At 61.9% G+C, this 7,171-nt stretch carries 6 protein-coding genes and 1 pseudogene; 3 read left to right on the forward strand and 4 right to left on the reverse strand.

The window, feature by feature from the left end:
* Positions 1-375, forward strand: a pseudogene (locus ACIREA_RS22600) (hypothetical protein); the annotation flags it as partial.
* 10 nt (positions 376-385) lie between these two features.
* Here the strand turns inward: ACIREA_RS22600 and ACIREA_RS22605 are convergent.
* Entirely contained in the window at positions 386-1,780 is a 1,395-nt protein-coding gene (locus ACIREA_RS22605) for a sigma-54-dependent transcriptional regulator (protein ID WP_397384615.1), read from the reverse strand.
* 170 nt (positions 1,781-1,950) lie between these two features.
* Here ACIREA_RS22605 and ACIREA_RS22610 point away from each other — a divergent pair, with 170 nt between their 5' ends.
* Both ACIREA_RS22610 and ACIREA_RS22615 read left to right on the forward strand, forming a co-directional pair.
* Positions 1,951-2,667: a class I SAM-dependent methyltransferase gene (locus ACIREA_RS22610; protein ID WP_397384616.1), complete on the forward strand. Its 717-nt coding sequence runs from the start codon at positions 1,951-1,953 to the stop codon at positions 2,665-2,667.
* Entirely contained in the window at positions 2,664-3,200 is a 537-nt protein-coding gene (locus ACIREA_RS22615) for a hypothetical protein (RefSeq protein WP_397384617.1), read from the forward strand. The genes ACIREA_RS22610 and ACIREA_RS22615 overlap by 4 nt, the downstream gene beginning before the upstream one ends.
* A 59-nt stretch (positions 3,201-3,259) precedes the next feature.
* Here the strand turns inward: ACIREA_RS22615 and ACIREA_RS22620 are convergent, their stop codons facing one another.
* The 3 genes from ACIREA_RS22620 to ACIREA_RS22630 all read right to left on the reverse strand — a co-directional run bounded on the left by ACIREA_RS22620 (position 3,260) and on the right by ACIREA_RS22630 (position 7,087).
* On the reverse strand, positions 3,260-3,931 hold the full coding sequence (locus tag ACIREA_RS22620) for a response regulator (RefSeq protein ID WP_397384618.1): 672 nt from the start codon (positions 3,929-3,931) through the stop codon (positions 3,260-3,262).
* A 125-nt stretch (positions 3,932-4,056) separates the two neighbouring features.
* Positions 4,057-6,411: an ATP-binding protein gene (locus ACIREA_RS22625; RefSeq protein WP_397384619.1), complete on the reverse strand. Its 2,355-nt coding sequence runs from the start codon at positions 6,409-6,411 to the stop codon at positions 4,057-4,059.
* Between the two features lie 40 nt (positions 6,412-6,451).
* Positions 6,452-7,087: a cysteine hydrolase gene (locus tag ACIREA_RS22630; RefSeq protein ID WP_397384620.1), complete on the reverse strand. Its 636-nt coding sequence runs from the start codon at positions 7,085-7,087 to the stop codon at positions 6,452-6,454.
* Positions 7,088-7,171 lie beyond the last annotated feature (84 nt).

The raw sequence follows: 7,171 nt of genomic DNA on the forward strand, positions 1-7,171 counted from the left end.
CCGATGGGAGATCCGATGGCAGGCAATGGCAAGATGACCTGGCAGCGCTGGGACTGGCGCGCGGGCAAGAAGATGGATCAGATCAAGGACGGTCAGCATGGCTCGGGGCTGATGGAGACGCTGGCCTTTCATCCTGATGGGAAGCATTTTCTTATGGCGGGGCGTCAGGCGCAGGGGACGTGGAATGCCGCGCTCTTCAGCGCTGCGGATGGCAGCCTGGTTTCATCCATGGACACCAAGTCACGCATGACGCGTGCGCGCTTTGCTGCGGATGGGAAGAGCATGGTCGCCACGGTGATCACCGGCCCCGGAAAAGTGAAGCCGGGGAAGTGGGAGGCCATGGGGCGGGTGCAGGTCTACAGTGTCGAAGGGTAGGGGCGCAGGCTCAGTTAACAGGCTTGGCGGTTTGTTTGGGCAGCTTGGTGAGCCGGTAGCGCTGGATTTTGTACTGCAGGGCGCGGCGGCTGATGCCGAGGGCTTGGGCGGCTTCTTCGCGGTTGGAGGTGACTTTGAGCAGCGTCTGGCGGATGAGCTCGGCCTCGACCTGGGCGATGGTCATGCCGGGCTGGATGGCGATGGCATGCGGCTCGCGCCTGCCCTGATGCAAGGCAGGGGGCAGGTCGTCCAGAGCGATGGCAGCATGCGGCACGGTGACGACGAGGCGCTCCACGAGATTGCGCAACTGCCTGACGTTGCCGGGCCAGCGCAGGGTCTGAAAGAGGCTGAGGACTTCGGGTTTGAATTTCTTGGGTCGCCGACGGTGCTTGGTGCAGAAGTGGTCGGTGAAGGATTTCACGAGCGGGGCGATGTCCTCCGCACGTTCGCGCAGCGGAGGCATCGTCACGGAGACGATGTTGAGGCGGTAAAAAAGGTCTTCGCGAAAGGCGCCGCCAGTGACGGCCTCGGCTTCGAGGTCTTTGTTGGTGGCGGCGATGATGCGCGCGTTGGCGCGCTCGATTTTATGACTGCCCACCGGGCGGTAGGTGCCGTCTTCGAGCACGCGGAGGAGATCGCCCTGGCCTTTGCGGGAGAGATCGCCGATCTCATCGAGAAACAAGGTGCCGCCCTGGGCGAGCTGGAAGCGGCCTTTGCGGTCGCTGACGGCTCCGGTGAAGGCGCCGCGCACATGGCCGAAGAGCTCCGCCTCGATCAAGTTCTCGGGCAGCGCGGCGCAGTTCACGGCGATGAAGGGCTGGGCTTTGCGGCGGCTCTTTTCATGAATGGCCCGGGCGACGACCTCCTTGCCGGTGCCGCTTTCGCCGCCGATGAGCACGGTGACATCCGTGGGGGCGATCTGCTGGATGAGGCGGCTGATGTCCTTCATGGCGGCGCTGCTGCCGGCGAAGATGTCGGGGTCTGAGCGGCGGCGCAGGCGCTGCTTGATCTGCTGGTCTTCGGCCACGAGGGACTGATGATCCAGGGCCTTGCGGACGGACTCGGCGAGCTGCGCGGCGTTGACGGGCTTGGAGAGGTAATCAAACGCGCCTTTGCGCATGGCCTCCACGGCGGTGTGGATGGTGCCTTTGTCGCTGAGGAAAATGAACTGCGTGTCCGGCGTGATGCCGCGCACTTTTTCCATGAGGGCGACGGCGTCGATGCGCTGCGCGTCGAAGGATTTGACGACGACATTGAAGAGCTCTCCGGCGGCGAGATTCAGCGCATCGGTCTCATGCGAGGCGACGGAGACCCGGTAGCCGACTTTGGCCAGCACATCCCGGATGACGCGGGCGGAGGTGGCATCGCGATCAAGGACCAGGATGTGGATGTTGGCGGGTTCCATGCAGGCGGAACAACGTTGCACTAGAAGGCCACTGCAAGTGCAGAATTTGCACATGAGTGCGGCTGGTGGAAATCAACCCCAAACTGGCATGACGCTGCAGGCCTTGAGTTACAAGGGCTGGAGCGTCTGCAGGGCCACATGGCCCCTGAAATGCAATCTCAGGGGATGTCATGCTCAAATCCTCCCCCCAACGCACCTCCTCCTCCCGCACCCCGTCTGACAGCGAGCTTCTGCAATCGAAGAAGGACCAGGACTTCGACCTGATCTTTCCAGAGGCCATCGGCAGGCTGTCCGCCTGTCACTGGAGCCCGGTGCATGTGTGCCGCACGGCGGCGCAGCTGCTCGTCGTGCAGCCCGGCACGCGGGTGCTGGACATCGGCTGCGGTCCGGGGAAATTCTGCGTCATCGGAGGCCTGACGACGCAGGGCCACTTCACGGGGGTGGAGCAGCGGGGGAAGCTGGCGCGAACCGCGCAGGAGGTGGTGAAAAAGCACCGTGTCCCGCGGGTGGAGATCGTGCATGGGAACATCCAGGACGTGAACTTCCGCGACTTTGAGGCGTTCTATCTCTTCAATCCGTTTGAGGAGAACATCATGCCCGCGCTGCGGATCGACTATGATGTGGAGCTGAAGCCGCAGCTTTACACGGAGTACTCCGCGCATGTGCAGCAGCAGCTGCTGCGGATGCCGATGGCGACACGGGTGGTGACTTATTGCGGCGACGGCCTGGAGATCCCCGACTGCTACGCCTGCGTGAAAACGGCCTTCACCGACAAGCTGAAGCTGTGGGTGAAGAAGCACCCGTCTCCGGACTACGCGCATGCCGCCGCGTTTTCTGCGGATGATCCCAGCACCCCGGTCGGAGTGGAGGAGCACACCTGCGCATGAATTCCGCCCTCGCGTGGCTGGAGGTCCTGCGCCGTCCTCTCGACGAGTCCTCCGCCACGTATGCCCTCCTTTTTGACAACCCCACCAACCCTGACCAGCCCATGAAAACCACCGTCACGCTCATCGAAGACCTCTCCCAGCTCAGTGAGCTGGATGCCGCCAAACGCCGCCTGGAGCCCAAGAGCCCGCGCTGCAAAGAGCTGGTGCTGGAGGCCGAAAGCGTGCGCGAGCGCCTGCCCACGGCGATCCTGCACCACTACGATCTGCGGATTTCAAAAGGCAAGCGCGGAGCGGCCCGCATGCGGAACAACACCTGCGGCGGCTGCCATCTCTCGCTGCCCAGCGGCCAGCTTTCGGATCTGCGCCGTGAGGATGCGTCTCTGCAAGTCTGCGGCTACTGCAGCATCTTCATTCTGCCGGAGATCCCGCAGCCTGAGGCCGCCGCCGAGCCTGTGGTGGAGGAGCCCGTGGCCGTGAAGAAGCCACGCAAGAGCAAGGCCAAAGCTCCGGCTGCAGAGGTGCCTGGAGAATGAGGCGCGGGCATCCTGCCGGACGGGCCGGTGGGAAATGCCAGTGGATGGTAGGGCGGGGACTACGCCTGATGCTCCAGGTACTTGATCACGGCCTCGGTGCGGGAGCGGACGTGGAGCTTGGAGTAAACGGCCTTGATGTACTCGCGCACGGTCTCGTAGCTGATGCCGAGGTCGTAGGCGAGTTCTTTGGGGACCATGCCCTGGGCGAGACGTTCGAGGACCTGGCTTTCGCGCGGGGTGAGGCTGGGAATTTCCTTCTTCTGCGGTGTGGCCGGAGTCTGGAAGGATTTGATGAGCAGGCGTGCGATGTCCTGGCTGAGCGGCGCGCCGCCTTCACTGGCCTGGCGGATGCCGGCGGCGATCTCGTTGGGCTTCGAGGATTTGAGAAGGTAGCCGTTCGCACCGGCGCGGAGTGCCTCAAAGACTTTGTCCGGATTGTCATGGATGGTGAGCACCACAAAGGCGGTCTCGATCAAACGAGGTGAAAGCTGGCGGATGAGTTCGATGCCGGAGATCTTGGGCAGTTCGAGATCGACGATGACCACGTGCGGGCGGCTGTCGATGATGGGCTTCACGGCTTCTTCGGCCGAGGCCCAGGCTCCGTCGAACTCAAAACCATGAGCCGGCTTCTGGATGAGCTTTTTCATGAAGAGCCGCAATGTGGGGTCATCCTCCACGACAGCGACACGGAGGGGCTTCAAGGCGGGGGACTCGCTGAGAGATTCAGACATTTCACCCAATAACGGCAGTTTTGCCGGATTGGGCAAGGTGAATTGGTGAGCCGCCATTGGTTGCCTATACCTAGGAAGTGTTGCATGTGACAGGCAACAAATGCTTTGCGCCGGCCTGAGGCTGGCTAGCTCAGGCACAGCATGAGCTTCCTGAGCTCTGGGGCGGCGGATGCGACGGATTGCTTCAACTGCGCGGTGAGGACGGGCTGGCTGGCGCGGAGGTTCTTCTCGGCGGCTTGCTCCAGCTCGCGGCTGAGCGTTTGAATGGATGAGAGGCCAAAGAGGGAGCTGGTGCCTTTCAGCGAGTGGGCGGTGCGACGCAGCGCAGCTTGATCGTCGGTGCCTGCGAGTTTTTCGAGTTCCTGGAGGCGCTCAGGCGTGTCTTTGAACCAGTTTTCGATGAGTTCGAGGGCGTTTTCAGTGCTCAGATCCTCCACCAGTTGCTGGAGGGCCTCCCGTACAGCGGATGTCTCTTCAGCGGACCACTGCGGAGGTGCTGGAGTTTTTGCGAAAACCTGGACCTGCTGCAGGGCTTCAATGAGGGGCGCTGTACGCAGGGGTTTGGAGACGTAGTCATCCATGCCGACGGCGAGGCAGCGCTCACGCTCGCCTGCCTGGACGTTGGCGGTCATGGCGATGATGCGGCAGCGCGGGCGTTTCCAGTGCGGGCTGGCTTCGAGCTGGCGAATGGCTCGCGTGGCTTCGTAGCCATCCATGTTGGGCATGTGGCAGTCCATGAGGATGCCGTCATAGACGCCGCTGGCGAAGCGCTCCACGGCCACTTCACCATCGCGGGCGACTTCGGCAGGGTAGCCGTTCTTTTCGAGCATCATCGTGGCCATGCGCGCATTGACCTCGTTGTCTTCGACGAGGAGAAGGCGCGGCTTGATGCCGCCGATGGTTGCCTGAGGGGCTGTTTCTGCACGCACTTCCGGCGGCATCTTCTGGCTTTCGACGACACGCAAAGGCAGCCGGATCCAGAAGCGCGAACCTTTGTGGCGGTTGCTTTCCACGCCGATGCTGCCGCCCATGAGCTCCACGAGACGCTTGCTGATGGCGAGGCCGAGGCCGGTGCCGCCAAAGCGGCGCGTGGTGGAGCTGTCCACCTGGCTGAAGGGCTGGAAGAGCTGGCTCTGCTGCTCCTCCGTCATGCCGATGCCGGTGTCCGTGACGCTGATTTCCAAATTCGCGGCACCAGTGGAGGTGGCGTTTAACTGGCTCACCTGGATGCGGATGCTGCCTTCATCGGTGAACTTGATGCCGTTGCCGACGAGGTTCATGAGGATCTGCCGCAATCTGCCAGGATCTCCCATGAAGCAGTCTGGCACGTCTGAGCCGATGCGCACAATCAGGTCGATGGAACGTGAGCTGGCCTTGTGCTGGAGAAGATCCACGACGCCGCTGATGACGGAGTCCAGGCCGAAAGCTTCCTCCACGAGGTCGAGCTTGCGGGCTTCGATCTTGGAGAAGTCGAGGATGTCCTCGATGATGGTCATGAGGGCGTCGCCGCTGTGGCGCACGGCATCGATCATCTCGCGCTGCTGGGGTGCGAGCTCGGTGTCGAGGAGCAGGGAGGACATGCCGATGATGCCGTTCATGGGCGTGCGGATCTCATGGCTCATGGTGGCGAGGAAGTCGCTCTTGGCCTGGCTGGCGGCCTCGGCTTTTTCCTTCGCGATCTTGAGCTCGCTCTGGGTGCGCTTGAGTTCCGTGATGTCTGACTGCACGGCAATGTAGCGCACGATGGTGCCTTCCTTGTCTTTGATCGGAGTGACATGAAACTCCACCCAGTAAGGGGAGCCCGACTTGGTGTAGTTCAGCAGCTGCGCTTTAAAGGACTCTCCCTGTCGGAGTTTCTGCCCGATCAGGGCTGTCGTTTCCCGGTCCGTCTCAGGCCCCTGCAAGACATCGCCGGGCTTGCGCCCGATCACCTCGCCGAGGGTGTAGCCCGTGCGTTTCACAAAGGCCTCGTTGACCCATTCCAGGCGGCCGGAAGCATCGGTGATGACGACGAGGTTGTCGGTGAAACTGGCCACGAGAGAAAGCTTCTCCAGCTCCTGCTGATTTTGCCTCTGCTTGGTGACGTCATGCATGGAGCCAATGATCCCCGCGCCGTTCAAGGCGGAGATGGCGATCTCCATGCAAACCACCCCGCTGTCGAAACGCCGCATGTGGATGGAAGGGCGGGCGGGGCCGGAGGAAACGCCGCCCTCGATGATCTTCGCCAGCAAGGGCTGGTCATCCACCACCACGTAGTCACGCAGGAGCGTTCCGGTGGACGCTGGGACTGAGTAGCCCAGGGTGTCCGTCCAGGCTTTGTTCATGAAGACCAGCCTGCCATCTCCATCTGTCTCGAACACGACTTCAGAGAGGCATTCCACGCGCCGCCGCATGCGTTGCTCAGACTCGATCAGAGCCTCGGTGAGGCGGTAGGTCGCCTCCACGTGGATGTCTGTCAGCAATGTGGAATGTTCGTTCATGGACGAGTCGCTTGCGCAGCTGACTTGGACCTTGAGTGCACTATGCCGCCAAGGCAGCGGCCATCAGGCCGGAGAGCGGCATCTCTCCCTTCAGCTTTGCGTTGGTCGCCACTTCGCCATAAAGCGGAAACACATAACTGCAGAAGAAGTCCTGCTCCACCGGGGTGCGTGCTGAAGTGCAGTCGGAGAGGATCGTCACCTTGTAGCCGCGCTCGTAGCCTGCGCGTCCGGTGGAATCAATGCAGAGAGAGGTGACCATGCCTGCGACGAGGATGTTCTTGATCTTGCGCTCTTTGAGGACGTCTTCCAGGTTCGTCGAAGAGAAGGCGTTGAAGCCCACCTTGCCGGAGACGTAGGTGATGCGGTCTCCAAAGGCCAGGAGCTCGGGGATCGTGTCAGCACCGACTGAGCCTTCTTTGAATGCACCCACCTGCTTGATGGTGTCCAGAATGCCCACGGAGTTTGCCAGCGCCCGGTAATCGGGTTTCAGGATGATCGGCGTGGAGATGATGGTGAGCTTCGAAAGCGCGTAATGATTCAAGAGATCAAGCGTGTGATCGAGTGTGCGATCCACCCGGTCTGCCTCCTCCACCACACCGCGAAGAATGCCATTGGCGGCGAAGTAATCGTTTTGATAACCCACAAGAATGAGAGCGGTAGATTCAAGGTCGAGCATACGGAGGAATGTTGGTGTGTTGGTGGTGGATGAGTGGCGCAGTGAGAAGCGCCCTCATTCATCGCCGCCAGCCCACTCCGAAGC

It is taken from the genome of Prosthecobacter sp. (assembly GCF_044373815.1).
In the GTDB taxonomy this organism is placed as follows: Bacteria; Verrucomicrobiota; Verrucomicrobiia; order Verrucomicrobiales; family Verrucomicrobiaceae; genus Prosthecobacter.